Below are 26,444 nucleotides of genomic sequence, written 5' to 3'. Positions count from 1 at the left end.
GTCCGGCAGGGGTGAAATAAAATTTTAGAGAATAAGAGATAAATTTTTATTTTTCGACAACTCTCTAACAGACAGATGAAATCTGTTCATGGAATAGACAAATTAATCGATCAGGCTGTTTCGCATGTGGGCGGGGCTTTGCCTTCTTTAATATTCTCACTCATCGAAAGCTTCTCTGTAGGAATTGGATCGACCGTTTCTTTCTTCCCCTTGTCTTCTTTCAGCTGGCACTGTTGAGTGAGCGCGCCTGAAGGAACTGTACATCGTGCTCAATGTGCCCAGGCCGAAATTTGCTGTGCCGCCCGCTACGCCGCAGGAGTGAACCTCCTCTTTGACGGGAACAGACTCAGGAAAAAGCCGGGTGCCTATGAGAAGGCCGCCTTTTTGCGTTTCAGCCTTCGGAGGCGCCGCTCATGTTTCCGGTGTGGAAACAGAAGGAGTGACGGCCTGTTCCGCAGCTTCCTTCACCGGTGCTGGCGCGGCACTTGGGTCAGTCTGAGCGGCCTTCCCGATCCTGCCGGTCGGATCAGCCGTAATCAGCGAGGCGTCAGACGGCGCGTCCGGCAGACGCGGCAGATCACCGGCTTCCATCTGCAGTTCCTGCTCCTGAAAATCGAGTTGCCGCCCGATCGCCCGCTCGGTCACATCGTTGATGTTCTGGTCCTGCAGCAAATTACGAAGCACGTTCCGCTGAAGCCGCAGGATACGGAGCCGCAGGGCCAGTTCCTCGCGTTTGCGCTGTACGCTGCCCGAGCGCTTGCCCTCCGGATCGTCTCCCCTCGTATCCAGACGTCCCAGCCGGTCACTGAACTCGCTCATGAGCAGGGTAACGGCGTCATTGCCACGAGCCGCCGTGGGCGGACGCCGCGCCTGCTCGGCCTGAAGCGCTGCGATGGCCGAGCGGGTAAGGGCAATCCGCGTTTCCGTCAGTTCACGCTGCGCCGGTGTCTCCCCTTCATGACGGGGCAGAAGTTTCAGCGCCCATGGCAATCCGAACGTCGCCAGCAGGAGAGAGATGATGATGACGCCGGTCGCCAGCACGACGAGTACGGTCCGACCGGGCATCTCGCTCTCGGAAGGCAGGGAGATGATGGCCGCTAGCGTGATCGCGCCGCGCGTGCCAGCCAGCGTCAGCACCAGAACGCCGCGCCATGTGGGCATCGCCTGCGGATGATGCGTCAGCTTTCCGAGCAGGTAGAACAGCGAGCCGTTTGTCGCGATCCAGACGGCCCGTAGCAGACTCATCGCCACCTGTAGGCCCACCATGGCAAGCGGCAGCACCCACGGGGACAGGCCTTCCGACCGGATAATGTTGGCTGCCTGACTGACCTGACCGGGAAGCTGCTGGCCGAGGATGATGAACACCAGCCCGTTGAAGGTCGTGGTGATCTGGTCCCACAGCATGGTCGCACGCAGGCGGGTCTCGATCTGCGTCTCGGCCATTACACCGCTCAGCCTGATGGCGATGCCGCCCGCGACGGCGGCAAGAATGCCGGAACAGTGCACGGAATCGGCGGTGAGGTAGATGACGTAAGGCATCATTGTCGACATCAGGATATGGCTCGACGGATCATCGTATCCGCGCCGGATGAGCAGCATTTCCATCCGGGCGAACAGCCAGCCCACGCAGACCCCGATCAGCACGCCGCCCAGCGAGACGTAGACGAAGTTGCTGGATGCCGCCTTGAGCGAGAACAGGCCCGTAGTCGCGGCGGCGACCGCGAATTTGAAGCAGACGAGCCCGGAGGCGTCATTCAGGAGCGCCTCGCCGCCAAGGATCTGCACGATTCTCGCCGGTGCCTGTGCCGTGGCGAGGAAGCTGCCAACAGAAACCGCGTCTGTCGGGGACAGGGCGGCGGCGAGCGCCATGCCCGCCGCCGGAAGAATGGCAGGCATGATCCAGTGGATGGCGTAGCCGCCCCCGACCGTGCTGAAAATCACCAGACCGATCGCCAGCGACAGGATGACGGTCCGCAATTCCCCGAACTCGCGCATGGAAATGCGATAGGCATCCATGAACAGCAGCGGGGGCATCAGCAGCAGAAGGAACAGATCCGAAGAGAGCGGAACATCGAAGCCTATCAGGCTCACAAGCGTTCCCGCGGCGATCTGCAGGAGCGGGAGGGGAACGCGGACGGGCAGAATCCGCCCGACGATGCCGGTCAGCGCCGTCATGGCAAGCAGGGCGAGGACGGTAAGAGCGGGCTGCATCAGGCTCCTTGCGGGAGGCTAGGGCTTGGGGAGAAGTGTCCGGCTTGTCGGAAAGCCCCTCAATGGAAAAAAAATGACCGAAAGACCAGCCCTCTGAATGACTTGTCCGTTCCTGCCATTGACCCGGCGGGGACGCGTTCCCATTATTTTCATAAAGGGCGTGCAGATTGTGAGGCATGTTGTCCGATGGGAGACATGCACGGTCTGCGCGCAGATGATCGGTGCGGGTGCGTCATGCGGCGGCCCGGAACCGGTCTTTGTAAAATTTTACGGTGTGGCCATCCGCCGCTCCGGCACTATGGAGCAGAAAAATGGCGACCGAAGGCCCTGCGGCGATGTTCCTGAAACCCCGTCTCAACGCACTGGTTGCGGAGGGGGAAAAGAACGGTATCGCTGCGGACGTCACGGTTGCCGTGCTGCTCGATCTGCTGGAGACGGAAAGTTTCGGTGTGACCACGCCAGAAGGAGAAGGTGAGTGAGCGCAGGCGATCCATATCAGATACTGGGTGTCGCGCGAACGGCGAGTCAGGATGATATCCGCAAGGCCTATCGTAATCAGGCCAAGAAATATCATCCGGATCTCAATCCCGACGATAAGGCGGCGGAAGAGAAATTCAAGGCCATCAGTATGGCGAATGATCTCCTGTCCGACGAGACCCAGCGCGGGCGCTACGATCGCGGCGAAATCGACGAGACCGGGCAGGAGCGTGCTCCTCCGGGCTATGGCGCTCATGGCGGATACCGTGATTTCGGCGCGGGCGCGGGTGGCTTCCAGCGGGGCGGAGGTGGTGCGGGCGGCTTTTCCCCCGACGATCTCAGCGACATGTTTGGCGGCATGTTCGGCAATCGCGGCGCCCGTCGTCCGAGCGGCCCGCAGCCGGGGCCGGACCGTGCCTGTAATCTGACGGTGTCCTTCGCCGATTCAGTGCTCGGAACCAAGTCCCGCGTATCGCTCCCCGGTGGTTCGATGCTGGACGTGACCATTCCGCCGGGCATCGAAAGCGAGCAGGTGCTGCGGCTTCGTGGCAAGGGCGGTGAAGGCGTGCAGGGCGGGCCGCCTGGCGACGCGCTGATTACGGTGACCGTCACGCCCGATCCGCATTACACGCGAGAGGGTCGCGATCTGCGTCAGACCCTGCCGGTCGACCTGAAAACCGTCATACTCGGCGGTTCGATCCCGGTTCCCACGCCGTCCGGTACGGTGCGGATGAATGTTCCGCCGGATTCGGACACGGGTTCAGTCCTGCGTCTGAAGGGGCGCGGCGTAAAGGCTACCGCCAAGCAGGAGGCGGGCAATATGTATGTCCGTCTGGAAGTTCATGTTGGAAAGGCCGACGAAGCACTCAAGGACTTCCTGCGGGCGCAGGAGGCGGCCAGTTCGGAGCAGAAAGCGCCCGCAGACAGCAAGTAAGGCTGCGTTCTGGGCTACGGAGTGTGTCGGGTAGCACTCCGTAGCAGCTTCTTATTCGGTCGGACGGGAAGGCCAGCGCAGAACCGGTTCCGTACGGTCAGGGCGGCCAGCCTTGTCGTCAGGCACCCGGCCGCGTGGTTCCTCTTCGTCGGACTCGCGGCTGTTATCCGGTGCTTTCGGAGCATTGTGCCAGGGCATGCGTCCGCCTGCTCCTGACCCTGTATCACTCGCCGGAGGGGCGTCGGGACGTGTGGCGCGCAGTTCAGGCGGTCGCACCGGTCCCGGTTCGTAGGCATCCGATACTCTCGGAACAGGGACGGGACCACCGCTGGTATCCATCCGCTTAGCCGGAAAAACACGAGGTGCTGTTTCCGGTGTTTGCGGGATATCCGGTTTCTGGTCGGGTTCGGCCGCTTTCGGTGGTTCCACACTGGAAGGCATTTCCAGTATGTCCGGCGGCAGAAGGGGAGAAGGAGCCAGACCCGTCGCACGCGGTCGTGGCGGCTGCGCCCGGAACTCCGGCTCGGCGGCCTGCTCGGGCGCGGGAGGGGGCGTCCATTCCGTTTTCGGCGCTGAAACCACTTTGCGAGGCTTCTCGGCTGCTTCGGACGTCAGAGCACCCAGCCGCATGGTGATGACGCGCAGGTCTGCACGAACGTCTTCAAGCTGAAGTTCGATCTCGCTGAGGCGGCCTTTCACACCGTAAACGGCGAAAGGCATCAGCAGGAACGCCACCAGAATGACGAGCCCGATTCCCAGAATGAGAAACTGGGCCCAAAGAGGCAGCCAGTCAGGAATTGCGAGAGACATATCCGACAAACGCTCCGAAAGAACGCCCTGACGCCGCGTGCGACCCGGGAAGGTCGAGGCGGGCGCCAGATCGCCTCATCATCACCCATCTCGCCCTGCACCGCCAGAAGGGGGGCGGCCGGGAAGATTTTTACCTGTTCGGCCCCGGTTACATGCCAAGAGCGCGACGATAGATATCGAGCAGCGTCTCCTGCTCTTCAACCTCAGCGGGCTCCTGCTTGCGAAGGCGAATGATCTGGCGGATCACTTTTACATCGAAACCGGCGGATTTCGCCTCGGTGAAAATGTCCTTGATATCGCCAGCGAGAGCCTTGCGCTCCTCTTCCAGACGCTCGACGCGCTCGATGATGCTGCGAAGGCGGTCAGCCGCAATGCCACCAACGGCCGGATCGTCATCCTGAGACGTCACATCGTTCTCCATATCACGCAATATCTTTTGCCCTGCGGCCTGAGCGCCGGAGGGTCGAGGGGCGGGATTATCCCGGCGACCGCTTTCGGGTCAATCGAGGAATCGTTTCCCGCCTCCCGGCGAACCATCCGGACCGTGTGATGTTTTTGCGTGAAGAGGCATGCGAGACTATGAAGCATTCCCGATGCGCAATGGAGATCGCAATGGCTGAAAACCGGGAGAATATTCGTTTGTCAGCCGAAGAAATATCGGGAGGAGATCAGGAATCCTCCCCCTTCGGATTCGATTTCGTGATCGTCGGCGCCACAGGCGACCTGACGATGCGCAAGCTTCTTCCGGCGTTTTATGAGCGATTCCGGGGCGACCAGATCGACGGCACGACGAAAATCATCGGCACGGCGCGTTCTCCGTTGTCCTCCGAGGAGTACCGCACGAAAGCGGCGGAGGCGCTGAAAGCCTTTGTTGCGGCAGAGACCTATGACGCCTCAAAGGCGGAGGCTTTCCTCAGGCTGCTGCATTATGTGCCGCTCGACATGACGGAGCAAAACGCGGACTGGAGCGCCCTGAGCAGCCTGCTCAAGACGGAAAAAGGTCGCCCCCGCGTGTTCTACCTCGCCACCGCGCCGAAGCTCTATGTGCCGACTGCCGATGCCATCGCGCATAACAGCCTCATCACGGACACCACGCGGATCGTCCTCGAAAAACCGATCGGCACCGATCTTGCCTCCGCCACGGCAATCAATGACGGCGTGGGGCAGCATTTTCGGGAAAACCAGATCTTCCGCATCGACCATTATCTCGGCAAGCAGACCGTCCAGAACATCCTTGCCCTCCGCTTTGCCAACCCGATCATCGAGCGGATCTGGAATGCCGATTCCATCGCGCATGTGCAGATCACCGCGTCCGAGACTGTCGGCGTGGGCCAGCGCGGGTCTTATTACGATACGGCGGGCGCGCTGCGGGACATGGTGCAGAATCACCTGTTGCAGGTGCTGAGCTTCGTGGCGATGGAGCCGCCGACCGCGATTGCTCCCACCGTTCTTCGCGACGAAAAATTGAAGATTCTGCGCGCGCTCCGGCCGATGACGGACGACATGATCCGCACCGATACCGTGCGCGCGCAATATGCCGCAGGAGAAGTCGACGGCACGACGGTCGGGAGCTATCTGGACGATCTTGAGGACGGGGAAAGCACTACCGAGACCTATCTCGCCATCCGGGCCGAAATCCGGACGGCCCGCTGGGCTGGCGTGCCGTTTTACATCCGCACCGGCAAACGCCTGGCGCAAAAGGAAACCACGGTCATCGTGCAGTTTCGTCCGCAGCCCTGGGCCATCTTCCCGGACAAACCGGAACCCGGGAGGCTTGTGATTCGAATCCAGCCGAATGAAGGTATTTCCCTGTCCCTGTCCAGCAAGGACCCGTCCACGGAGCAGTTCTGCCTGAGGGAAGCCTCACTGGACGTGAGCTATGAAAAAGCCTTCAACACCCGCTACCCTGATTCCTATGAGGATCTGCTGATGGCCGCCGTGCGCGGCGATCAGGTCTCATTCATCCGCCGTGACGAAGTGGAGGCGTCGTGGCACTGGGTGGAACCGATCCTCAACGGCTGGGCGGCTAATATCCGTCCACTGGAAACCTATCCCGCAGGAAGCCGGGGGCCGAAATCGGCCGACGACCTGCTCGCACGCAACGATTTCGTCTGGAAAGAACTGACTGATGCCTGCTGACGCTCCTCCCGGTTCGCCGAACGGCCCGCGCCGTTTTTCCAGCGGCCCGTTCAAGGGACGCACCCTGAGACAGCACATCATGCGTCGGCTGATTCTGGTCCTTCCGCTCAGCATGCTCATGATCGTGCTCGCGAAATCAGGCATGATGGACCGCCTGCTGGACCGTTATACGTTCAAGCAGACAAGTTGGTTCGATGACACGTCGCTCGTCCAGCACCTGCGCCTCACCGTCACCCATAACGGCATGACCGGCGATCGCCCCGACTGCCTGCTGTTCGTCGTGAATGGCGATTCACCGCCCACGGGCACCCTGATCGACGTGATGCAGAAACATTCCGGATCGTGCCCCAACCCGGACGGCTCGCTGCCGAAGCTGTTTACCCTCCGGGTGGACCGGACCGGTCAGCGTGTAGACACCGATCAGGGGACACCCGGCCTGTTTCATCCCATCCCGCAATAACGCACGCACGTCAGTGATCGGGAGGGCGGTGGACGGACGGTTGCCAGTGAGGCACATCTGCCCCTCACAAGACCTCCCGTGACGACGGCATGGGCGGCCTGTTATTGTCACAAGAAACAGGAACCCTCCCCAATGAATGCTCGTCTTTTCCCCGCTCTCGCCGTGGCGGCCTGCGGCATCTCTCTGCTGGTTCAGTCTCCCGTGCAGGCGGCTGATCACACCAAAACCGCCCAGAGCACCGCCAAGACCCCGATCCGCCCCGCATCGTTCCTTTCCGGAAGCTGGAGTTCCATGGGTATGGCGCCGGTCACGATCGTGGCAAACCGCGCTGCCGGTCCCGCCAGCCGTATCATCCTCCACCTTCCGCATGAACTGCAGAAATCGGGTCAGGAAACATTCTCGCTCGCGCATACGACGGGCAATGTATGGTCCGGCACGGAGAAGGAGACGACAGTCACTTTCCGACTGGAGTCCGATAATTTCGGCGTTCTCACGATGAACGACTCGAAGCCGGGGCACCATCTCGAAATGCCGCTCTCGCGTTTCTGATCGTCGTTCCGGCCAGTCGTGCGCGTCGTCTGCCTCGCCCGTCACCCGGCTGTCGCGGTGGCGTCCGGGCTCTGTTACGGCCTGAGTGATGTTCCGCTGGCGGTCGGATGGGAAGCCTTTGCTGCCCGGCTGGCCACACGGATGCGGGACCACGAGATCCGTCTGATCGTCACGTCCCCTCTCATGCGGTGTCGCGTGCCCGCCGAAAGAGCGATTGCGCTTGCCGGTGGCAGCCTGCGTCTGGACGACCGTTTGCGCGAGATCAGTTTCGGAGCCTGGGAAGGCTGCAAATGGTCCGATATCTCTCACGCGGCGCTTGATGAATGGGCTGCCGACCTGACCGGATTCGTGCCGCCGGGAGGAGAAAGCGGCGAGAAACTGATCGAGCGTGTGCAGGCATTCTGGATGGAGTGTCCGACCGACGAGCCGTTCGTCATTCTCTCACATGGCGGACCGCTGCGGGTGCTGTCGGCTCTGGCCAAAGGAGAGGCGGTCGATCTTTCCGTAAAACCTATCAGGCAGGGGGAAGTGGACGTTATCGACCTCGCCTGAAGGCGCACCGCATCAGCGCGCGAAAGACACCATCACCAGCAGGGCCGCGAGTTCCGACAGCACGGCGGCGGCTCCCAGAATATCGCCCGTAAATCCACCAATACTTCGCATCGCAGTGCGGCGGAGCAGAAGTGTCGCCAGCAGGGCCGCCATCAGTACCACCGCGCCCTCCTGCGAAGGCAGGACCAGAAGAGTGACCAACGCCACGGCGAAGAGTGTCATGCCTGTCAGCCGGACGGGCAGGGGAAAGAGCGCCGCCGCCATCCCGTCGCGCCGTGCCGGAGGCGTCCAGCGCATCACGACGAGCAGGGAGGTCCGCGCCAGACCGCCCGATAGGGCGAGGCAGCAGATGAGCGCCGCGGGGGGGAGTGTCGCAATGCACGCGACCCTCAACGCGACGCAGGTGCCCAGAGCCAGCGCACCGTAAGACCCGATCCGGCTATCGCGCATGATCTCCAGCCGTCGTTCCGCTGTGCGACCTCCACCGAGGCCGTCGGCGCTGTCAGCGAGACCATCCTCATGCAGGCCGCCCGTCATGAGAAGCTGTGTCATCACCGCGCAGATCGCAGCGACAAGGGGAGGCAGATTCCACGCCAGCCCAAGTGTTGCCACAACAGCCGTCACAAGCCCGACAGCAATGCCGACCAGAGGCCATACCCAGATTGAACGACGGAGGTCGACAGGGGCTGCTATCCGTTCCAGCCATTCCAGCGGCAGGCGCGTGAACAGGCCGAGCGCGGCCAGAAGATCGGCTGCTACACGGGTAAGCGCGGACGGCCGGGATCTGTCAGCCACCAATTCCGGCCTCGGCGAAGGTGTGCATGCCCAGATGGCAAGCCAGCGCCGCGCGGAGCAGCGGAACAGCCAGCGCCGCGCCCGATCCTTCTCCAAGCCGCAAGCCAAAATCAAGCAGTGGCTTCTGCCCCAGCCTCTGGCTCAGGCGCGCATGGCCCGGTTCGGCCGAACAGTGTGCGACCCGACAATGCTTCAGCCCGTCGTTGTGCAGCGCGTGCAGGGCGGCGGCGGCGGCGGTGCAGACGAACCCGTCCAGCAGCACGGGGATATGGTGCATCCGCGCGGCGAGTGTTGCTCCCATCATGGCGGCCAGCTCGTGCCCACCGAGACATTGCGCCGCTTTCAGCGGATCGCAGAGGAGAGCGCTGTGACGTTCAAGCCCCCGGTCGATCACCTCGACTTTTCTGGCCATCCCGGCATCGTCGCTGCCCGCGCCCGGTCCTGCCCAGTCCTGTCCCGTGCCTCCGAACAGTGCTGCTGCAAGCGCGGCTGCGGGCGTGGTGTTGCCAATGCCCATTTCGCCAAGGCATAGCAGGTCCGCAGCCGGATCGACCGCCGCGAAACCGGTTTGTACGACACGCAGGAATGTCTCCTCCGTCATGGCGGGCTGCAGGGTGAAATCTTGGGTCGGACGCAGTTCTTCCAGCGGGAGGACCACCAGTGTCGCATCGGCGACGCGCGCAAGCTGGTTGATGGCCGCGCCACCGGTCTGGAAATTGCGCACCATCAGCGCCGTCACTTCAGCGGGCCATGCCGAAACGCCCTGCGCCACGACACCATGGTTGCCCGCGAAGACAATGCATTGCACATGGTCGAGGCGCGGTTCGGAACGGTGCTGCCATTCTCCGAGCCAGCGGGTCAGCTCTTCGAGCCTTCCGAGGCTGCCGGGTGGTTTGGTCAGCAGCGCCTCGCGGTCGGCGATATGGCGCATAGCTGCCGCATCACACGGCAGAGGCGAAAGACACAGGGCACGAAGACCGTCGAGGTCGGTAAAAGTGGGCTGGGGCATGGGGTGTCACATGCCGCGTCCGGGAGGGAAGAGCAATGATCGAGCTTGTTCTGGGTGGAGCCCGATCCGGCAAGAGCCGCTATGCTGAAGGCGTGGTGAAGGCGTGTTCCGCCCCGTCGTGGGTCTATATTGCCACCGGGCGCGCATGGGATGACGAGATGCGGGAGCGCATCGCCCTGCATCAGGTGGATCGCGGGGAAGGATGGCAGACGATCGAGGAGCCGCTCGACCTGTCCGCTGCGCTGGAAACTGCTGGTGACAGACCCGTCCTGATCGATTGCCTGACACTGTGGCTGACGAACCTTCTGCTGGAGGAGTACGACATTCAGCCCCAAACCGCTACGCTTCAAATGGTCCTGTCGCGTCGAAAAGCCCTCACGGTTCTGGTCGGCAATGAAGTTGGGCTCGGAATCGTGCCTGAAAATGCTCTGGCGCGCCGTTTCAGGGACGAAGCCGGACGGCTGCATCAGGCAATCGCGGCTCAGGCGGACCGTGTGACGCTGTGTGTCGCCGGGATTCCGCTGACCATAAAAGACGTCACACGGTGAATTTCTTTATTCCACTGGACTCATGCTGGTCGTGAAGAGTGCGATTTCTGATGCGTTTGTTGTAGGTTGTTCTGTATTTTGTTGAATTGATTTTATAAATTCAGTTTGAGTTTTTCTTTTTCAATGTATTTATTGTCGATGTCGATTTAATGTATTGAACATTTCGTTTTCGTGAAAAGTATAAAAGTCATTTCGTGGCGTCCGGGACACAGTGAGAACGCTTCTTTTTCGGGCACTATACATAGAAAACCCTACGTATTATGACATTTCCTTAGAGCGCGAGCACCGAACCTCATTCTTTTGAGGAACGTTGAGGGCTGTGATGTGTTTGACGTGTCGGAACAGCGCGCGCTCTCAATAATTAAGGAAAAACAATGCTCCGCCCTATCGCTTCGTTGATTGCCGGGCTTACTGCCTGTTTCAGCAAAAAAATTGTTCTGCGTAGCGTAGGTGTCGTGCTTGCGTGGTTTGCGTTCGCTGGCGCAATTCAGAACGCGGTGGCGCAAAAGCAGTCAGCCACTCAAAGCAAGTCGGGAATCTTTGACGATTCGTCGCCCGACGTCTCCGATCCGGCAATGCTGGGTGAAAATCAGGAGATCGTCCCGCTCTATCACGCCATTCCGGGCTTTATTCAGGCCCCGTACGGCCCCCCGTCATTCGGCCCCCCTTATGGCACCAATCACGTTTTCGGCACATGGGGTGGCATCCAGCCCTGGCTGCAGAAGCGCGGCGTCTATGTCGCTGCGAATGTCTATGAAAGTCTTTCCGGCAACCCTGTCGGCGGCAAGGCCCATGCTGTGACGGATGCGGGGCAGGTTGGTGTCACGCTTGATATCGACTGGAAAAAAATTCTCGGCGCAGGCGATTGGTCGAACAATCTCTGGCTGCATATGCTGGCGGTGAACGGACACGGCCGCAATCTGAGTGCCCTGTATGGCGATAACGCCAATCAGGCCCAGCAGATCTACGGCGCCCGTGGCAACGTGGTCGCACATCTTGTCTGGACCTATTTTGAAAAGTCCATGTTCCACAACAAGGTGGATCTTTCGGTGGGCTGGATTCCGCCGGGCACGTTCTTCGACAACTCGCCCTGGACCTGCTCGTTCATGAACGTCTGGATGTGCGGAAACATCACCCCGACGAAATATCTCAATGGCGGTCGCGACTGGCCGTCCGGCAATATAGGCACGGTCCTGCGCCTGATGCCGACACGCCATTTCTACGTCATGGGAGGCCTCTTCGCCGTCTCTCCTCATTCGTATAACGGCGGTATTTCCGGATGGGCATGGGGACAGGAAGGTCTCGGGAAACTTTCCACACATGCAGAAATCGGCTGGATCCCCGAGTTCGGGCGTGACCACCTGATCGGCCACTACAAGCTCGGCGGCCTGTATGACAATTCGAGCTATAAGGATCTCTATTCCGATATCCACGGCAACGCCTGGATCAGTTCCGGTCAGCCGGCCCGCATGCAGAGCGGACAGACCTCGGCGTGGGTGATGCTTGATCAGATGCTGATCCGTCATGGCGAGGGGCCGATGAACGGTGTGGTTCTCGGTGCACAGTACAGCTACGCCTCTGGACAAACCTCTGCCATGAAGCAGCGCGCGGTCGCAGCCATCATGGATACGGGGCACTATTGGGGCCGACCCAAGGATATGGTCGGGTTTTCCTTCCAGTGGGCCGAGTTCAGCCGATCGGCCATCCGCGCCGAAAAAGCCGCCGTCGCCGCGGGCGTGCCCTTCGTCGCCGCGAATTTCGGAACGCCTTACGGTGTCCAGTCCCACGAGAATATTTACGAGTTTTTCTACACCACGCAGGTCATTCCGGGTTTCTCGGTGCAACCGGATTTCCAGTATATCCAGCGTCCCGGCGGCACGACGGTGTTCAAGAATGTCGCCGTGTTCAGTATGGCGTTCAGCCTCACGCTCTGAGGCATTTTCGGGTCGGCGCGGCCTGTTCCCGCGTCTGACCTTTCTTGGAGGCTGCTTCAAAAGCTCTCTGCCGAGCGAGAGTCCCCGGCGTGTGTTGTTGAGGATTGAAGCGAAGCGGCCCTACGGGTGGTAAGCATCCGAGTGCGGAAAACGCATGCTGGATCGCCAGCCGAGAGCTTTTAAAACAGCCTCTCATACCACCACTCTCATGGGAGGCGGCTCAGTTCCTGAGCCCTGTCCGCCACCCCTCCAATCGCGGCACCAATGTCAGGCAACCTCTCTTTTTCGTGATCAATAAAAACGGATCGGCATGCAACGAATGTGTGTCCCCATTCATTGAGCTAGTGAAAAAGGGAGAAAAACAATGGCAGACACCTTTCAGTCTCAGGTCATCGGAATCCTGCCCAAGCTGCGTGTGCAGGCTCTGGCGTTGACCCGTAACCGCGCGCAGGCAGAAGATCTGGTGCAGGATGCCGTGTGCAACGCCCTTGGCGCGCAGAACAGTTTTATCCCCGGAACCAATTTCGCGGCATGGATGCACCGTATCCTCCGCAACCGTTTCATCTCCGACCTGCGTCGCCGTAAGGTCACGATGGATATCGACGATCTCCCAGGCGATATGCTGGCGACGAAGGCTTCTCATGAAGACCGTCTGGCGGTGAAGGATCTGGCATTCGCACTCGCCCGTCTGCCGTCCGACCAGCGCGAGGCGCTGGTTCTCGTCGTTCTGCAGGGCATGAGCTATCAGGAACTCGCAGAAGCGACAGGGTGCGCCGTGGGTACGGCGAAAAGCCGCGTGTTCCGTGCGCGTCGCCAACTGGAAGCGTGGATGACCGGTGATCTGCCCGCTGATGATCGTCTCCGTCAGCAGGCGACTGCTCTGCGTCAGCAGGTGAGTGATCGCCGCAAGCAGGGTGGTGCGGCTGGTGTCGCGGCAAACGCTGGGCGGGTCTGAAATTTTCGGGCACGCCTCCCATAGGAAGAACTGGTAAGCTGGGATAGGTATGGTCAATCATTGCTTCCCGGCATCGCGCCCGGAAATGAGTGAATATCCACCGGGGTTGTTGTCGATGTCAGCCAGAGAGCGAAAGCCTAGCTCTGCACGGAAGGGCTGCAAGCAGGAGGAGGACGCGTTCGATATCTGGCTGAAGCGTGGACTTCATCAGCTTTTCGACGATGTCGCCAAAGAGCCTATTCCCGAAGAACTGTTGCGGCTTCTCGAAGAAAACGACGACGAGGACTGAAGTTCCGCCTTTGTTTCCTTCGGGTGAACTTCGTCGCGCGCCGGACAGCATTGTGCAGGATGGAAGTGGAATGGTCAGGCGGAGTGACGTCGCTGTATCCGGTCTATCAATGTAATCAAGCCTCCTGACAGAGCACGATATGGCTGCGGATAAAGACGGTGCAGGCATGGAAACAGGCCGTTTTTTATCGCCATGGGTGGGTCGTATCGGGGACCATTTCGATTCTGTAAGGAGTCGGATGGCAACCGTCATCCTCGGGTCCGTCCTGCCCATCGCCGCTTTGGGGGCTATTCTCATCTGGCAGGATTATGTGCGGCTGGAAGAATCCAGCACGCGCCGCAGCGAAGCGGTCCTGTCGCAGCTTGTCGTGCAACTCAGACAGGACAGCCAGCGCGCCGCCGCCATGCTGGATACGATCGGGCAGGCTTCCGATATCGACTCGATGCGGCGTCTCCTGCTTCTCGCCCAGTCGGCCAGCGATACGCGGTACTGCCTTCTGGCCGTCATCAACGAGCAGGGCGGCATTGATGAAGCCGTCTCCGCACCCTCCAAATTTCCTCATGTGAAATGCGGTCATCCCCGAAATGTCGTCGATCCCGGCATGGAACCGGTTCTTCTGCAGATTGAAAATGGCCTGGCATATCTGCGGGTCATCAGAACAATCGCAAAAGAAAACCGCGTCGGATCGCCGCGTGCACTGGTGGCCATCCAGCCCTTCCGATGGAAAAGCGACGGGCTGGATGACTCCTTCCCCTCTCCCAACGGGGGCGGTGGCCTGCCATCCGATGCCCTGACCATATGGTTTATCGCACCGGACGGGACCATGGCCCCGGTCTGTCCGGATTGTGGCGGCCAGACACCGCCTCCCGCCTTGCTTGATCGGCTCAATCAGGACAAGCGAAGCGCCTCGCAAACGGTCGTATCCCTCCGCATGGGCAGTCAGGCCTATACCTATGACCGCATTCCCGGACAGGGCGCCGTGCTGGTGGAGGCAAAGCTGCTGCCGGAGGAACGACGCGCCCTCTGGATGCTGTGTGGCTGGATCGTCATGGTGGTCATCCTGCTCGCCGCAGGGCTGGCCGGTGTGGTCGTGGCGGGACGGCGGCTTGTCATCCAGCCCCTTCGACATCTGACGGATGCCGTGGAGGGATGGGTGAATACGGGTTCTTTCGACAGGAGCATCGAAGGACCCATGCCGCTTGAGTTCAGGCAACTCGCCACGGCATTCGATACTGCGACCGGACGGCTGGCCCGGCGAGAGCGGGAACTGGATGTAGCAATCGACCACCAGCGACAACTGATGGCCGAAATCCACCACCGGGTGAAGAACAACCTCCAGATCATCGGCTCCCTGCTGAGCCTTCAGGCCAACCGGACCCCGGCCGACGTGACACGTGCTGCTCTGCTGCTCGCCCGCGACCGCGTGCAGACCCTCTCCATGCTTCATCATTACCTTTACGAGGGTGCTGAACTGGAAGGGCTCGACATGGAGCAGTTCCTGCCCGTGTTATGCGAGCAACTGAGTCGTGGTGTCCCCGATGATGTCCGTTGCCGCGTGGAAATGGAGAGGGACGCGGGCGGTGTTGTCATTGAGCCAAATGCCGCGACACCTGTGGTGATGATCATCGCCGAAGCTGTTTCGAACGCCCTGAACTATGCCTTCCCTGGGGATCGCCGTGGCAGGGTGCGCGTTTCGCTGTCGCGGACCGGTGGCAGGATTCGCCTGATCATTGAAGATAATGGGATAGGCATTTCCGCCACACGCCCCGCCGGGTCCGGAGATGGGCTCGGGCTTCAGCTCATACGGGGTTTCGTCAGGCAGATAGGGGGGGAGTTCCATATTGAAGAAGAGCAGGGAACCCGATGCATCATCCAGTGGCCCAGAGAGCCGGCGACGTCCGGGAGCAGTGCAAGCCATGCGAAACCATCCGTTGTCGCCATGTCTCCAATTCCTGCCGCGCGAGGCTGAGTCGTCAGAAGCCCCCTGTTTCATCGCGATGCGCTCCGGTATAGGGGCGGCATGAGCGAGAGCAAGGCAGCCATCAAGGCCTGGACCCGAGCGCAGGCCCGCCTTGGCCTGCGCGCCGCGCGTCCATCCATTATCCTAGGCATCGTCTCCTGTCTGACAGGAGCGGCGCAGTTCTGGTGCATGGCCAATATTCTGGGTCCGACGCTGACGGACTTCGTGACTCCTGACGGTCACGGAGCCGGCGTGCCGATCCCTTTGTGGCCACTCGCAGGGTTCGCGGTCGCCGCGATCCTGCGCACAGCCATCAATTTCACCAGCGAGAATGCCTCGGCCACCGCCGGACGCAAGGCGCGGAGCCGCCTGCGAAACGAGGTGCTCGGCTCGATCGTCGGCACAGGGCCCGCCGTCCTGCGTCACGCCCATAGCGGTGCACTCGCAGCGCTCGCCGTCGACCGGATCGAGGCGCTTGACGGCTATTTCGCCCGATGGGCTCCGGCCTCCGTCCTTTGGATCGCAGCCCCCGCCGTGCTGGTCGTGCTGACCGCTCTCGTGCAGCCCCGCGCGGCCCTCATCCTTGCCCTCTGTGGCGCTACCGTGCCGTTTGCTCAGGCGCTGTTCGGCATCGGAGCCGCTGTCGCTTCCCGCAAGCAGTTCCTTGCGATGACGCGCCTGCAATCGCGGTTCCTCGACCGGATGCGCGGCATTGCGACCATCGTGCTCGCCGGACGTGCCGACGAGGAAGCCGCCCGTCTGGCGCAGGCTGCCGATGATCTGCGCCGGAGGACCATGAAGGTCCTGCGCGTGGCCTTCCTGTCATCCGCCTCCATCGACTTTGCGATGATCCTCGCCCTGATCCTCATTGCCCTCAGCGATGGACGGCATGCGCAGCAAGCCATCCATACAACGGACGCCGCCTCCTTCCGTGCACTGGTGACGGACAGCCTTTTCGCACTGCTCATCGTGCCGGAATTCTTCGCGCCCTTCCGGGGGCTTGCGCTGGCCTATCAGGACCGCGCACTGGTGCAGGGCGCCGCCGAGGACATTCTCGCGCTACCCGAAGTTCCGGAAACAGGCGTGACGGAGCATGTCCGCACCCTCCGTGGAGAGGCGATCACCATCGCCTTCGAAGATGTCTCCTTCACATGGGACGAGGCCCGGGGCACGGCGCTCGAACACGTCTCATTCACCGCCCGCGCAGGCGAAACCCTCGTGCTTGTCGGCCCCTCCGGGTCGGGTAAGTCCACGATCATGGAACTGCTGCTCGGCTTCATCCAGCCGACCGACGGACGCATCACCTTCAACGGCGTCGATATGCAGTCCATTGCGCCAGAGGCGCGTTCGTCCCTGATTTCGTGGATTGGCCAGCGTCCGGTTCTGTTCGCCGGTTCACTGCGCGAAAACATCCTGTTCGCCAAACCGGATGCCAGTCAGGAAGACCTTGCCGCCGCCCTGCGCGCCGCTGCCGTTGATAACTTCCTGACGGCATTGCCGGATGGCCTTGAAACAATGATCGGCGAAGGCGGTTTCGGCCTGTCCGGCGGTCAGGCCCAGCGCGTCGCCATCGCCCGCGCCTATCTGAAAAATACGCCCGTCCTCCTGCTGGATGAACCGACGGCCTATCTCGATCCGGTGACGGAGGCCGATGTGTTCGAAAGCCTCCAGCAACTGGCGCGCAACCGCACGGTGATCCTCGCTAGCCATTCGACCGCCGTCCACATGTTCCGGGGTCAGCGCGTCGATCTGCTGCAGGGGCGCGTCGCCGCCCGACAGGGAGCGGCATGATGCGTCCTGTTTCAATGTGCCGGGTTCCAGTGAAAGGAGAGAGGGCATGACCGCCTCCGCTCCCCGCGATCTTACGGCCCGCAATCCGGCCCCCCGGGATACGGCTCCGCGTGATTCCGCCGCCCGTGAGCGTGCCGACCGCGATGCCCTGATCAGGATCGTCGAAGTCTGGCGGCCCCATGCCGCACGGCTGATCGTCGGACTTCTTCTGTCGCTCCTCGCCGTCCTCGCAGGTCTGGCGCTGATGAGCAGCGCCGGTCTGCGCTTCGCAGGGGCCGCGCTGGGCATGGTGCTTGTCACCACCACGGCGCTGCGTGTGCTGGGTCTCAGCCGCATCGGTCTGCGCTATGCCGAACGGCTCTACGCCCACGACGCGATGTTCCGCGCTCTCGCCACCCTACGCGTGTGGTTCTTCAGGTCACTGGCAAAAGGCGCCGCTGCCGGGCTCGGTTTCCGTCGCGCAGGCGACCTGCTGTCCCGGCTGGTTTCCGACGTCGAAACACTGGACGGTCTCTACCTCCGGCTACTCCTGCCGCTCGCGGGCGCTTGCCTCACCTTCCCGGTGCTCATGATCGTCGTCATGAACGTCAACGGTCTGCTCGGCGTGCTGATCGGTATCCTGTTCGCCGCTTCCGCCCTGATCCTCCCCCTTGCCGCCGCCCGCCTCAGCCGCAAGGAAGGAGGTGGCTTGAATCACGCGCAGGCGTCCCTCCGTGTGGACGTTCTCGATCTTGTCAGCGGAATGCGTGAGATCCGTGCCTTCGGCGCAGGCTCCCGAGTGCTGGATCACGTGAACGCGGCCAACGGACGGCTGCTGGCACGACAGGCACAGCTGTCCCGTCGTATGGCCTTTGTCGGCGCGCTGTCGCAGCTTTGCACCCAGACGGCGCTCCTGCTTATGCTCGCCGCCATCGCCGGTGTCGGATTCGACCGCATTCCCGCCGTGCAGGGCGTGGGCCTGATGTTCCTGACACTTGCCGCTTTTGAGGGCGTCTCCGGCCTTACACGGGCTGGTATGCTGGCGGGAAACATGGGAGCCGCCGCGCGCCGAATCGTGGCGATCGCGGACGAACATCCGCAGCCGTCGCTGCCCGTGCCGTCACCCGCGAACGTCATGCCGACCGTGTTCGATATCCACTTCGAGCATGTGGGCTTCCGCTGGCGTCCGGATCGTCCCGCCGTGTTCGAGGATTTCTCTCTCGACATCGCGGCAGGCAGCCGCATTGCCCTGCTCGGACCGTCCGGGGCGGGCAAATCAACGCTTGCCGCCCTGCTGCTGAAAGCAACCTTCCCGCAATCGGGTCGCGTGCTGCTGGGAGGGCAGGATATCGCCTCTCTTCCCGATACATGGCTGAGACGGCACATCGCATGGCTCTCGCAGGCGACGCATCTGTTCGACGACACGATCCGCAACAACCTGCTGCTCGGTGCGCCTGAAGCCAGTGAAGAGGCACTCTGGAAGGCACTGGATGAGGCCGCGATCGGCGACTTCATCCGCAAGCTGCCGGAAGGGCTGGATACGTGGCTTGGCGAGGCGGGCGTGAAGGTTTCAGGCGGCCAGGGACGACGCATCGCGCTGGCCCGGACATTGCTGTCCGATGCCCCCATCCTCGTGCTGGACGAACCGGCAACCGGTCTCGACGCCCAGACCGAGCAGGACTTCTTTCTCACCCTCAACCGCGTGGCTCAGGGGCGCACAGTGATCCTGATCGCCCATCGCCTGACCGGCGTGGAACAGCTCGACCACGCGTGGCGCCTGTCAGGCGGTCATGCTGTGCCATTTTCAGCACAGGGCTGAACCGGTCCGGTCACGGCTGTCCGCTTCGCAGAGCTGCGCCGTGCCCGGTTATTGACCTGCCCTCCCAACGGAGGCACCACGAAACCGGGCGCGTCAGCCGGAACAGGCTAGGACGAAGCCATTGTCTCTCAAGGAGTCTGTCATGCGTCGTCTGCTTTCTGTTCTCGGTCTCTGCACGCTGGCCGCCTGCGCTGGCAATGGGAGTAGCGGACGCCAGTATGTCGTCTTCTTCGGGCAGGGCGCATCCGATCTGAATGAGTCGGCGCAGGCCGTGGTGGCCAGAGTGGCCGAGCGTGCGACCAAGCATCCTGACCGGATCGTGGCGGTCGAAGGCTATGCTCACCAGAACAGCGATCTCTCCGCCGATGCCCTGCTGGCGACGCAGCGGGCCAAAACCGTCACCCAGCAGCTCGTCGCAGACGGCGTTTCGGAAACCCGCATCCGGCAGACAACCCGTCCGCCCTCCAACGCCGAAGGTGTCGTGGGCGCGCGTCGCGTCGAGATCGAACTGCTGACGCCGTAACGCCCCATTATGCTGGAACGGCATCCTCCTCCGGGACCCGACGAAGAGTGTCCGCCTCCCGGCGAGACATCCGGTGGACGTGACCGCTTTGTCGGCCTGACGCCGCGCGAGGTGCTGCACCGCGTTTTTGGCTTCCCCGCCTTTCGCGGCTTGCAGGAACAGGCCGTTGAACGCGTCATGGCCGGTGAGGATACGCTCGTGCTCATGCCCACGGGCGGCGGCAAGAGCGTGTGTTATCAGGTGCCCGCGCTCTGCCGTCCCGGCATGGGGCTTGTGGTCTCCCCCCTGATCGCGCTGATGGACGATCAGGTCGCCGCCCTGCGTCAGCTCGGCGTCAACGCTGCCGCCCTGCACTCGGAACTGGAGAGCGACGAAGCATCCCGCATCCGTAGCGACCTGTTCAACGGTCGCATCGACCTGCTCTATGTTTCGCCCGAACGGCTGCTGTCGCCTGGTACGCTCGACCGCCTTTCCCGTCAGCAGATCTCCGTCATCGCCATCGACGAAGCCCACTGCATTTCCGCATGGGGCCATGAGTTTCGTCCGGAATATCGTGCGCTCCAGACACTGCCCGAGCATTTCCCCGGCGTGCCGCGTATTGCCCTGACCGCGACCGCCGATCAGCGCACACGCAATGACATCCTCACGGCACTCGGTATGCCGGAGGCGGAGGTTCTGTCCGCCAGCTTCCATCGTGCCAACCTGATGATCGCGGCACGCCCCAAGGGCGGCGAGATGAAGCAACTCGTGGAGGCGCTGGAACCTCATCGCAACGATGCCTGCATCGTCTATTGCGGTTCCCGTGCCCGTACCGAACGCATGGCCGCTTCTCTTCGCGAGCGCGGTTTTCCCGCCTGCGCCTACCACGCAGGCCTGTCTCCGGCTGAAAAACGTGGGTCCCTGCACAGGTTCCGCTCCGGCGAACCCATCGTCATGGTCGCCACCATCGCCTTCGGCATGGGCATTGACCGCCCCGACGTGCGGACCGTGATCCATCTCGACATGCCGTCCTCGCCGGAAGCCTATTACCAGCAGATCGGTCGCGCCGGACGTGACGGCCTGCCATCGGACGTGTTGCTGCTCTATGGCGGCGAGGACATGAGCCGCGCCCGCTACTGGCTCGACCAGTCCACGGCGCCCGACAGCGAAAAACGCATCATGCGTGCGCGTCTGGAAGCGATGATCTCCTTCACGGAAAGCACGTCCTGCCGCACCCGTGCGCTGCTTGCCTGCTTCGGCGAGACCCTGCTGGAGCCCTGCGGTCACTGCGATAACTGCCTGCATCCGGTCCCGACCTTCGACGGCACGCAGGCTGCGCGCATGCTGCTGTCGGCCATCTATCGCACCGGTCAGCGTTATGGCGCGCTGCATGTCATCGCCGTGCTGCGGGGCAAGACCTCCGATAACATCTCCCGCACCGGACATGACCGCCTCTCCGTATGGGGAATAGGCAAGGACAAAACAGAGAATTTCTGGCGCAGCGTCGTGCGGCAGCTCATCGCGAAGGGCGCCCTGATCACCGGTGACGAACATGGTGGCCTGCGGCTTAACGAGGAGGTCGCCCGACCGATCCTGCGTGGTGAGGATGAGGTGCGTCTGCGCGAGGATGCTATCGTGGCGGCAGGCAAGGGCAGCCGGTCGGCGGGGCAGGGCGAGTCCATCGCCGACCAGCTCACCGAGGATGCCCGCGAACGCTTCAACGCCCTCAAACGCTGGCGTCTTGCCGAGGCGCGCGAGCAGGAAATCCCGCCCTACGTCATCTTCCACGATGCAACCCTGCGTGACATTGCTCTGGAATGTCCCGGCACGCTGGATGAACTCGGTGACGTGAAAGGTGTCGGCGGCTCGAAGCTGGGTCGCTACGGCGAAGCGGTTCTGGAAGTGCTCGAAACCCTTGTGCCGGGGCGGTAAGGGCAATGCCCGCCACGCAGACGCAGATCCGCCAGCAGGCGATCATCGCTGCCGTGCGCAGGCAGGGCTATGTCGCCAATGAAGATCTCGCCCGGCTCTTCGACGTGGCCGTGCAGACCATCCGCCGCGATATCCGCACTCTGGATGCCGCCGGTGAGGTGATCCGCCATCATGGGGGAGCCAGCGCGCCGTCTTCGGTGGAGAACATCGCCTATTCCCAGCGGCAGATCCGCAATCGCCGCGAGAAGGACGCCATCGGCGAACTGGCCGCCGCCGCTATTCCCGATGGTGCGTCCTTATTTGTGAATATCGGCACGACCACGGAAGCCTTCGCCCGCGCGCTCGCCGCCCACAAGGGGTTGCAGGTCATCACCAACAATCTGCACGTCGCCTCTCTGCTCGCCGGGAGCGAGGACTGCCGCGTTGTCGTCACCGGCGGGACCGTCAGGATGCGCGATGGCGGGATTCTCGGTCCCGATTCCCTGTCGATGCTGGAGCGATACCGTGCCGATTACGGCGTGATCGGCATCAGCGGCATTGATGAAGACGGCACGCTGCTGGATTACGATCAGGAGGAAATTCGCGCCTCCGAACTCATTCGCGCCAATTCCCGCAAGGTGTTCCTGCTGGCCGATCACACGAAGTTTGGGCGTCGTCCGCTGGTGAGGGCTGGAAACATTGCCGGGGTTTCGGCGTTTTTCACGGACAGAACACCTCCGCAGAGCATTTGCGACATGCTTGAGGAAAACGGTGTCGAGCTGGTGATTGCGAACGCAGATGTTCGGAAACGAACATCCTGTTTAGAGTGAAATCGACGTCAATGCCTTCATCCTGCCGAAATTGCGACACAGAAGGGCATTGTCAAAGAGATGAATGTTCGGATACGAAAGTCCGCAATTCATTGTACGAACAACAGACGGACCGATAGAGATGGCAGTTTCCGGCGACACCACCACCGTATATGACCTGCTGATCGTGGGCGGCGGCGTGAACGGCACCGGTATCGCGCGTGATGCGGCAGGACGGGGCGCATCCGTGCTGCTCGTCGAGCAGGATGACCTCGCCAGCTACACATCATCCTCCAGCACCAAGCTGATCCACGGCGGCCTCCGCTACCTCGAATATTACGAGTTCCGTCTCGTGCGTGAGGCGCTGATCGAGCGTGACCGCCTCCTCGGGATCGCTCCACACATCATGTGGCCGCTGCGTTTCGTCCTGCCCCACACGCCGGAACAGCGTCCGGCGTGGATGGTCAAGCTCGGTCTGTTTCTCTACGACCACCTCGCTCCCAACATGAAGCTTCCGAAGTCGCGCGGCATCAACCTGCGCGAGCATTCGGCGGGCAAGCCGCTTCAGGATCGCTACAAGAAGGGCTTCGTCTATTCCGACGGCTGGGTGCAGGACAGCCGTCTTGTCGTGCTGAACGCCATGGACGCCGCCAACCGTGGCGCCGACATCCGCACCCGCACCCGCATGACGGGAGCGCGCCGCGTGGACGGTCTCTGGGAAGCGGAGATCGAGGACATGGCGAAAGGTGGCACGACGACCGTTCGTGCGCGGGGACTCGTCAATGCCGCCGGTCCGTGGGTCGCGCGCCTGCTGGCGAATCAGCTCGAACTGCCGAACTCCAAGTCCGTGCGGCTGGTGAAGGGCAGTCACATTGTCGTGCCTCAGATCTTCGACGGCCCTCAGTGTTACATTTTCCAGAACCCCGATAATCGCATCGTGTTCGCCATTCCCTATGAGCAGCGTTTCACACTGATCGGCACCACCGATGTGACGTGGAAGGACGAGCCGGGACTGGTCGAGATCTCTCAGGACGAGATCAGCTATCTCTGCGAAAGCGTGAGCCGCTACTTCAAGGAGAACGTGAAGCCGTCCGACGTGGTGTGGAGCTATGCCGGTCTGCGTCCGCTCTATGACGATGCCGCAGCCAATGCCTCAGCCGTCACCCGCGACTACGTGCTTGATCTCGACACCACGGACGGAGCGCCCCTGCTTTCGATCTTTGGTGGCAAAATCACGACATTCCGTAAACTGGCCGAGCACGCGCTGGAAAAGCTCGCCCCGGTCCTGCCTGCCGTGGGTGGGTATTCCTGGACCGCCGATGCCGCCCTGCCCGGTGGCGACCTCGGGACCGGCGGTTTCGAGGCCGCACTGAATCGCTTCCGTGATGCCGCGCCGTTCCTGTCCCTGCCGTTCGCGTGGCGCCTGATGCGCCTCTACGGGATGCGGGCTTACGATGTTGTCGGAACCGCGAAATCCTTCGCCGACATGGGTGAGGATTTCGGTCACGGCATGACCGCGAGCGAGGTGGACTACCTCATCGCGAACGAATGGGCGCGCACCGGAGACGATGTGCTCTGGCGCCGTACCAAAACTGGTCTTCACATGACCGAAGAACAGCGCCAACGTGTGGCTGCATACATAAAAACAAAAGTCGGTTAACGACTGATGGAGCACCATGACAACCCAACAGAGATTACTCGGCGAACTGATCGCCGAATGTGTGGCCGTTTTCATCATCATCCTGCTGGGTGATTCCGTTGCGGCCATGTACACCCTCTATGATCCCAGCCCTTACAAGACGGCCTACTGGGGCGTCTGCATCGTGTGGGGACTGGGTGTCACGATCGCCATCTACGTGACGGGGGCGGTCTCCGGCACACACGCCAATCCGGCGGTGACGCTGGCGCTCGCCACGTTCCGCGGGTTCTCGTGGGCGAAGGTGGTTCCCTACTGGGTGGCGCAGGTTACGGGCGGGTTCCTCGGAGCCGCCGTGGTCTATGCGCTGTTCTCGCCGGTGATCGATCACTATGCGCTGGCGCATGGGATGGATCGGCTGCATGACGGTGCGGCGGCGGGCGTGTTCTTCACGCATCCGGGTGAATTCGTCACGCCGATGCATGCCTTTCTCGTGGAGATCATCCTCACCGGGTTGCTGGTGTTCGGCATTTTCGCCATCACCTGCGAACACAACACGATGGCGCCCCAGGCCAATTCAGGGGCGCTCATCATCGGCCTGCTCGTCGCCGCCATCGGTGCGTCAGCAGGCTATCTCGACGCGTGGGCGATCAACCCGGCCCGTGATTTCGGGCCGCGCCTGTTCTGTTATCTCGCCGGGTGGGGACCGCAGGCGCTGCCTTCGCCCGGCAACTACTGGTGGGTTCCCATTATGGGGCCGATCTGTGGTGGTCTCCTCGGAGCAGGTCTCTATCGGAGCCTGATCCAGCCTTTCATGCCGAGAGCCGTTCTGACGGATTCCTCGACTAAAACACCCGTCTGACTGCCAGGGAGCAAGCAGCCGTCATGACCAAACAGGATCGTATCCTGGCTATCGACCAGGGCACCACCTCCACCCGCAGCATAGTTTTTGATATGCACGGTCAGGAAATCTCAGTCGCGAGACAGGAGTTTCCGCAATATTATCCGGATCAGGGCTGGGTGGAACACGACCCTGAAGACATCTGGCGGGACGCGAAAACCACGGCACAACTGGCCGTGGAACGCTCCGGCGGCGTGGAACGGATCGCGGCCATCGGCATCACCAACCAGCGCGAGACCATCGTCGTGTGGGAACGCGCGACCGGCAAGGCGATCAATAACGCCATCGTCTGGCAGGATCGCCGTACTGCCAAGCTGTGCGCCGAACTGAAGAAGCAGGGCAAGGAAGAGCTGGTCTCCAGCCGTACCGGCCTGCTGCTCGATCCCTATTTTTCCGCCACCAAGCTGGCGTGGATTCTCGATAACGTGGAAGGCGCCCGCGCCCGCGCGGAAAAGGGCGAGCTGGCCTTCGGGACCATCGACTGCTTCCTGCTCTGGCGCCTGACCGGCGGCAAGGTCCATGCGACCGACGTCACCAACGCCTCCCGCACCCTGCTCTTCGACATCCATCGTCAGCAGTGGGATCCAGAACTGCTTGAGCTGTTCAACATTCCCGAATCCCTGCTGCCGGAAGTGAAGGACAGCAGCGGAATCTTCGGCGAAAGCTCTCCGGATCTGTTCGGGCGCGCCGTTCCCATCGCGGGGATCGCGGGGGATCAGCAGGCCGCCATCGTCGGCCAGACCTGCTTCAAGCCGGGCATGGCGAAGGCCACATACGGCACAGGCTGCTTCGTGCTGCTCAATACGGGCGAGAAGCCGGTCATCTCCCAGAACCGTATGCTCACCACCATCGCCTACCGCGTAAAAGGCAAGACCGCCTATGCGCTGGAAGGTTCAATCTTCGTGGCGGGCGCTGCGATCAAGTGGCTGCGTGATGGTCTGCACCTCATCACCCATGCCTCCCAGACCGATGACATGGCGACACGAATCCCGCACAGCCATGGCGTCTACATGGTGCCCGGTTTCGTCGGTCTCGGCGCACCGCACTGGGATCCGACCGCACGCGGTCTGATCTGCGGCCTGACACTCGATGCGACCGAGGCGCACATCGCCCGTGCTGCGCTGGAGTCCGTTGCCTTCCAGACGCTCGACCTCGTCGCGGCGATGACGCAGGACGGCGGCGGCACCGCCGACACGCTCCGCATCGACGGTGGCATGGCGGCCAATGACTGGTTCTGCCAGTTCCTCTCCGACATGCTGCAGGCCAAGGTCGAGCGCCCGAAGCAGATCGAGACGACAGCCCTTGGCGCGGCCTTCCTCGCAGGGATCGGTGTCGGTCTATGGAACGATCTGGAAGAGGTCGCGTCCGAGTGGCAGCGTGGTTCCGTGTTCGAGCCACAGATGGAAAACGGCATTCGCAAGACCATGATCGACGGCTGGCATGTCGCCGTCCGCCGCACGCTCCTTCACTGAAG

24 protein-coding genes are annotated in these 26,444 nt (G+C 62.0%); 19 read left to right on the top strand and 5 right to left on the bottom strand.

From position 1 onward, the window contains the following. Window positions 1-411 precede the first annotated feature (411 nt). Window positions 412-2,211 carry a Na+/H+ antiporter gene (locus GOB81_RS01265; protein ID WP_173568555.1) on the bottom strand — a complete coding sequence of 600 codons (1,800 nt, stop codon included), beginning with the start codon at window positions 2,209-2,211 and terminating at the stop codon, window positions 412-414. Window positions 2,212-2,522: 311 nt separating this feature from the next. On the opposite strand from GOB81_RS01265, the gene GOB81_RS01260 reads away from it, so the two are divergent. Beyond that, window positions 2,523-2,690, top strand: a complete 168-nt coding sequence (locus GOB81_RS01260; protein WP_173568554.1) for a hypothetical protein — start codon at window positions 2,523-2,525, stop codon at window positions 2,688-2,690. Continuing rightward, on the top strand, window positions 2,687-3,622 hold the full coding sequence (locus tag GOB81_RS01255) for a DnaJ C-terminal domain-containing protein (protein WP_173568553.1): 936 nt from the start codon (window positions 2,687-2,689) through the stop codon (window positions 3,620-3,622). Before GOB81_RS01260 ends, GOB81_RS01255 begins: the two co-directional genes overlap by 4 nt. A 51-nt stretch (window positions 3,623-3,673) precedes the next feature. Here GOB81_RS01255 and GOB81_RS01250 read toward each other — a convergent pair whose 3' ends face one another. Continuing rightward, the gene (locus GOB81_RS01250; RefSeq protein ID WP_173568552.1) at window positions 3,674-4,432 is read right to left on the bottom strand and encodes a hypothetical protein; all 759 of its coding nucleotides are present in this window, start codon (window positions 4,430-4,432) and stop codon (window positions 3,674-3,676) included. A gap of 148 nt (window positions 4,433-4,580) precedes the next feature. Beyond that, window positions 4,581-4,853, bottom strand: coding sequence for a DUF2312 domain-containing protein (locus GOB81_RS01245; protein ID WP_173568551.1), 273 nt, complete (start codon window positions 4,851-4,853; stop codon window positions 4,581-4,583). A gap of 191 nt (window positions 4,854-5,044) precedes the next feature. On the opposite strand from GOB81_RS01245, the gene zwf reads away from it, so the two are divergent. The 4 genes from zwf to GOB81_RS01225 all read left to right on the top strand — a co-directional run bounded on the left by zwf (window position 5,045) and on the right by GOB81_RS01225 (window position 8,132). After that, on the top strand, window positions 5,045-6,571 hold the full coding sequence (gene zwf / locus GOB81_RS01240) for a glucose-6-phosphate dehydrogenase (protein ID WP_173568550.1): 1,527 nt from the start codon (window positions 5,045-5,047) through the stop codon (window positions 6,569-6,571). Then, entirely contained in the window at window positions 6,561-7,031 is a 471-nt protein-coding gene (locus tag GOB81_RS01235; RefSeq protein WP_173568549.1) for a hypothetical protein, read from the top strand. The genes zwf and GOB81_RS01235 overlap by 11 nt, the downstream gene beginning before the upstream one ends. Window positions 7,032-7,163: 132 nt before the next feature. Further along, the gene (locus GOB81_RS01230; protein WP_173568548.1) at window positions 7,164-7,580 is read left to right on the top strand and encodes a hypothetical protein; all 417 of its coding nucleotides are present in this window, start codon (window positions 7,164-7,166) and stop codon (window positions 7,578-7,580) included. Between the two features lie 18 nt (window positions 7,581-7,598). Continuing rightward, a complete protein-coding gene (locus GOB81_RS01225; protein ID WP_173568547.1) occupies window positions 7,599-8,132 on the top strand; it encodes a histidine phosphatase family protein in 534 nt (177 codons plus the stop codon). Window positions 8,133-8,144: 12 nt separating this feature from the next. Here GOB81_RS01225 and cobS read toward each other — a convergent pair whose 3' ends face one another. Both cobS and cobT read right to left on the bottom strand, forming a co-directional pair. After that, the gene (gene cobS, locus GOB81_RS01220) at window positions 8,145-8,927 is read right to left on the bottom strand and encodes an adenosylcobinamide-GDP ribazoletransferase (RefSeq protein WP_338421281.1); all 783 of its coding nucleotides are present in this window, start codon (window positions 8,925-8,927) and stop codon (window positions 8,145-8,147) included. Continuing rightward, complete coding sequence (gene cobT, locus GOB81_RS01215; RefSeq protein ID WP_173568545.1) at window positions 8,920-9,936, bottom strand: nicotinate-nucleotide--dimethylbenzimidazole phosphoribosyltransferase; 1,017 nt, start codon at window positions 9,934-9,936, stop codon at window positions 8,920-8,922. The genes cobS and cobT overlap by 8 nt, the downstream gene beginning before the upstream one ends. Window positions 9,937-9,971: 35 nt before the next feature. Here cobT and cobU point away from each other — a divergent pair, with 35 nt between their 5' ends. The 13 genes from cobU to glpK all read left to right on the top strand — a co-directional run bounded on the left by cobU (window position 9,972) and on the right by glpK (window position 26,442). After that, window positions 9,972-10,484 (top strand): bifunctional adenosylcobinamide kinase/adenosylcobinamide-phosphate guanylyltransferase, encoded by a 513-nt coding sequence (cobU, locus tag GOB81_RS01210; protein WP_173568544.1) that lies wholly within the window; start codon window positions 9,972-9,974, stop codon window positions 10,482-10,484. A gap of 374 nt (window positions 10,485-10,858) precedes the next feature. Further along, a complete protein-coding gene (locus GOB81_RS01205; RefSeq protein WP_173568543.1) occupies window positions 10,859-12,418 on the top strand; it encodes a carbohydrate porin in 1,560 nt (519 codons plus the stop codon). A 364-nt stretch (window positions 12,419-12,782) separates the two neighbouring features. Next, entirely contained in the window at window positions 12,783-13,373 is a 591-nt protein-coding gene (locus tag GOB81_RS01200; protein WP_173568542.1) for a sigma-70 family RNA polymerase sigma factor, read from the top strand. A 49-nt stretch (window positions 13,374-13,422) separates the two neighbouring features. After that, on the top strand, window positions 13,423-13,662 hold the full coding sequence (locus GOB81_RS01195; RefSeq protein ID WP_242009996.1) for a NepR family anti-sigma factor: 240 nt from the start codon (window positions 13,423-13,425) through the stop codon (window positions 13,660-13,662). Between the two features lie 238 nt (window positions 13,663-13,900). Beyond that, a complete protein-coding gene (locus GOB81_RS01190; RefSeq protein WP_173568541.1) occupies window positions 13,901-15,631 on the top strand; it encodes a sensor histidine kinase in 1,731 nt (576 codons plus the stop codon). Window positions 15,632-15,682: 51 nt separating this feature from the next. Continuing rightward, window positions 15,683-17,413, top strand: coding sequence for a thiol reductant ABC exporter subunit CydD (gene cydD / locus GOB81_RS01185; protein WP_173568540.1), 1,731 nt, complete (start codon window positions 15,683-15,685; stop codon window positions 17,411-17,413). A 46-nt stretch (window positions 17,414-17,459) separates the two neighbouring features. After that, window positions 17,460-19,211 (top strand): thiol reductant ABC exporter subunit CydC, encoded by a 1,752-nt coding sequence (cydC, locus tag GOB81_RS01180; RefSeq protein ID WP_173568539.1) that lies wholly within the window; start codon window positions 17,460-17,462, stop codon window positions 19,209-19,211. 142 nt (window positions 19,212-19,353) lie between these two features. After that, the gene (locus GOB81_RS01175; RefSeq protein WP_173568538.1) at window positions 19,354-19,734 is read left to right on the top strand and encodes an OmpA family protein; all 381 of its coding nucleotides are present in this window, start codon (window positions 19,354-19,356) and stop codon (window positions 19,732-19,734) included. A gap of 9 nt (window positions 19,735-19,743) precedes the next feature. Beyond that, window positions 19,744-21,645, top strand: a complete 1,902-nt coding sequence (recQ, locus tag GOB81_RS01170) for a DNA helicase RecQ (protein ID WP_173568537.1) — start codon at window positions 19,744-19,746, stop codon at window positions 21,643-21,645. A 5-nt stretch (window positions 21,646-21,650) separates the two neighbouring features. After that, window positions 21,651-22,454, top strand: a complete 804-nt coding sequence (locus tag GOB81_RS01165; RefSeq protein ID WP_173568536.1) for a DeoR/GlpR family DNA-binding transcription regulator — start codon at window positions 21,651-21,653, stop codon at window positions 22,452-22,454. A 121-nt stretch (window positions 22,455-22,575) separates the two neighbouring features. Next, complete coding sequence (gene glpD / locus GOB81_RS01160; RefSeq protein WP_173568535.1) at window positions 22,576-24,093, top strand: glycerol-3-phosphate dehydrogenase; 1,518 nt, start codon at window positions 22,576-22,578, stop codon at window positions 24,091-24,093. Window positions 24,094-24,109: 16 nt separating this feature from the next. Beyond that, window positions 24,110-24,931, top strand: coding sequence for an MIP/aquaporin family protein (locus GOB81_RS01155; protein ID WP_173568534.1), 822 nt, complete (start codon window positions 24,110-24,112; stop codon window positions 24,929-24,931). A 23-nt stretch (window positions 24,932-24,954) separates the two neighbouring features. Next, window positions 24,955-26,442: a glycerol kinase GlpK gene (glpK, locus tag GOB81_RS01150; RefSeq protein WP_173568533.1), complete on the top strand. Its 1,488-nt coding sequence runs from the start codon at window positions 24,955-24,957 to the stop codon at window positions 26,440-26,442. Window positions 26,443-26,444 lie beyond the last annotated feature (2 nt).

It is taken from the genome of Acetobacter conturbans (genome assembly GCF_011516755.1).
Classification (GTDB): domain Bacteria; phylum Pseudomonadota; class Alphaproteobacteria; order Acetobacterales; family Acetobacteraceae; genus Acetobacter; species Acetobacter conturbans.
Note: the sequence above shows the minus strand (reverse complement) of the source record. Positions and strands in the feature narration are given on the sequence as shown.

What these genes read in the sequence shown, in the direction of transcription:
- glpD (WP_173568535.1), top strand. Translation starts at nt 22,576, where the DNA reads ATGGCAGTTTCCGGCGACACCACCACCGTATATGACCTGCTGATCGTG.
- GOB81_RS01235 (WP_173568549.1), top strand. Translation starts at nt 6,561, where the DNA reads ATGCCTGCTGACGCTCCTCCCGGTTCGCCGAACGGCCCGCGCCGTTTT.
- GOB81_RS01230 (WP_173568548.1), top strand. Translation starts at nt 7,164, where the DNA reads ATGAATGCTCGTCTTTTCCCCGCTCTCGCCGTGGCGGCCTGCGGCATC.
- GOB81_RS01200 (WP_173568542.1), top strand. Translation starts at nt 12,783, where the DNA reads ATGGCAGACACCTTTCAGTCTCAGGTCATCGGAATCCTGCCCAAGCTG.
- cobT (WP_173568545.1), bottom strand. Translation starts at nt 9,936, where the DNA reads ATGCCCCAGCCCACTTTTACCGACCTCGACGGTCTTCGTGCCCTGTGT.
- GOB81_RS01190 (WP_173568541.1), top strand. Translation starts at nt 13,901, where the DNA reads ATGGCAACCGTCATCCTCGGGTCCGTCCTGCCCATCGCCGCTTTGGGG.
- GOB81_RS01195 (WP_242009996.1), top strand. Translation starts at nt 13,423, where the DNA reads ATGGTCAATCATTGCTTCCCGGCATCGCGCCCGGAAATGAGTGAATAT.
- GOB81_RS01260 (WP_173568554.1), top strand. Translation starts at nt 2,523, where the DNA reads ATGGCGACCGAAGGCCCTGCGGCGATGTTCCTGAAACCCCGTCTCAAC.
- GOB81_RS01265 (WP_173568555.1), bottom strand. Translation starts at nt 2,211, where the DNA reads ATGCAGCCCGCTCTTACCGTCCTCGCCCTGCTTGCCATGACGGCGCTG.
- GOB81_RS01165 (WP_173568536.1), top strand. Translation starts at nt 21,651, where the DNA reads ATGCCCGCCACGCAGACGCAGATCCGCCAGCAGGCGATCATCGCTGCC.
- glpK (WP_173568533.1), top strand. Translation starts at nt 24,955, where the DNA reads ATGACCAAACAGGATCGTATCCTGGCTATCGACCAGGGCACCACCTCC.
- cydC (WP_173568539.1), top strand. Translation starts at nt 17,460, where the DNA reads ATGACCGCCTCCGCTCCCCGCGATCTTACGGCCCGCAATCCGGCCCCC.
- GOB81_RS01205 (WP_173568543.1), top strand. Translation starts at nt 10,859, where the DNA reads ATGCTCCGCCCTATCGCTTCGTTGATTGCCGGGCTTACTGCCTGTTTC.
- GOB81_RS01250 (WP_173568552.1), bottom strand. Translation starts at nt 4,432, where the DNA reads ATGTCTCTCGCAATTCCTGACTGGCTGCCTCTTTGGGCCCAGTTTCTC.
- GOB81_RS01155 (WP_173568534.1), top strand. Translation starts at nt 24,110, where the DNA reads ATGACAACCCAACAGAGATTACTCGGCGAACTGATCGCCGAATGTGTG.
- cydD (WP_173568540.1), top strand. Translation starts at nt 15,683, where the DNA reads ATGAGCGAGAGCAAGGCAGCCATCAAGGCCTGGACCCGAGCGCAGGCC.
- recQ (WP_173568537.1), top strand. Translation starts at nt 19,744, where the DNA reads ATGCTGGAACGGCATCCTCCTCCGGGACCCGACGAAGAGTGTCCGCCT.
- GOB81_RS01175 (WP_173568538.1), top strand. Translation starts at nt 19,354, where the DNA reads ATGCGTCGTCTGCTTTCTGTTCTCGGTCTCTGCACGCTGGCCGCCTGC.
- zwf (WP_173568550.1), top strand. Translation starts at nt 5,045, where the DNA reads ATGGCTGAAAACCGGGAGAATATTCGTTTGTCAGCCGAAGAAATATCG.
- cobU (WP_173568544.1), top strand. Translation starts at nt 9,972, where the DNA reads ATGATCGAGCTTGTTCTGGGTGGAGCCCGATCCGGCAAGAGCCGCTAT.
- GOB81_RS01245 (WP_173568551.1), bottom strand. Translation starts at nt 4,853, where the DNA reads ATGGAGAACGATGTGACGTCTCAGGATGACGATCCGGCCGTTGGTGGC.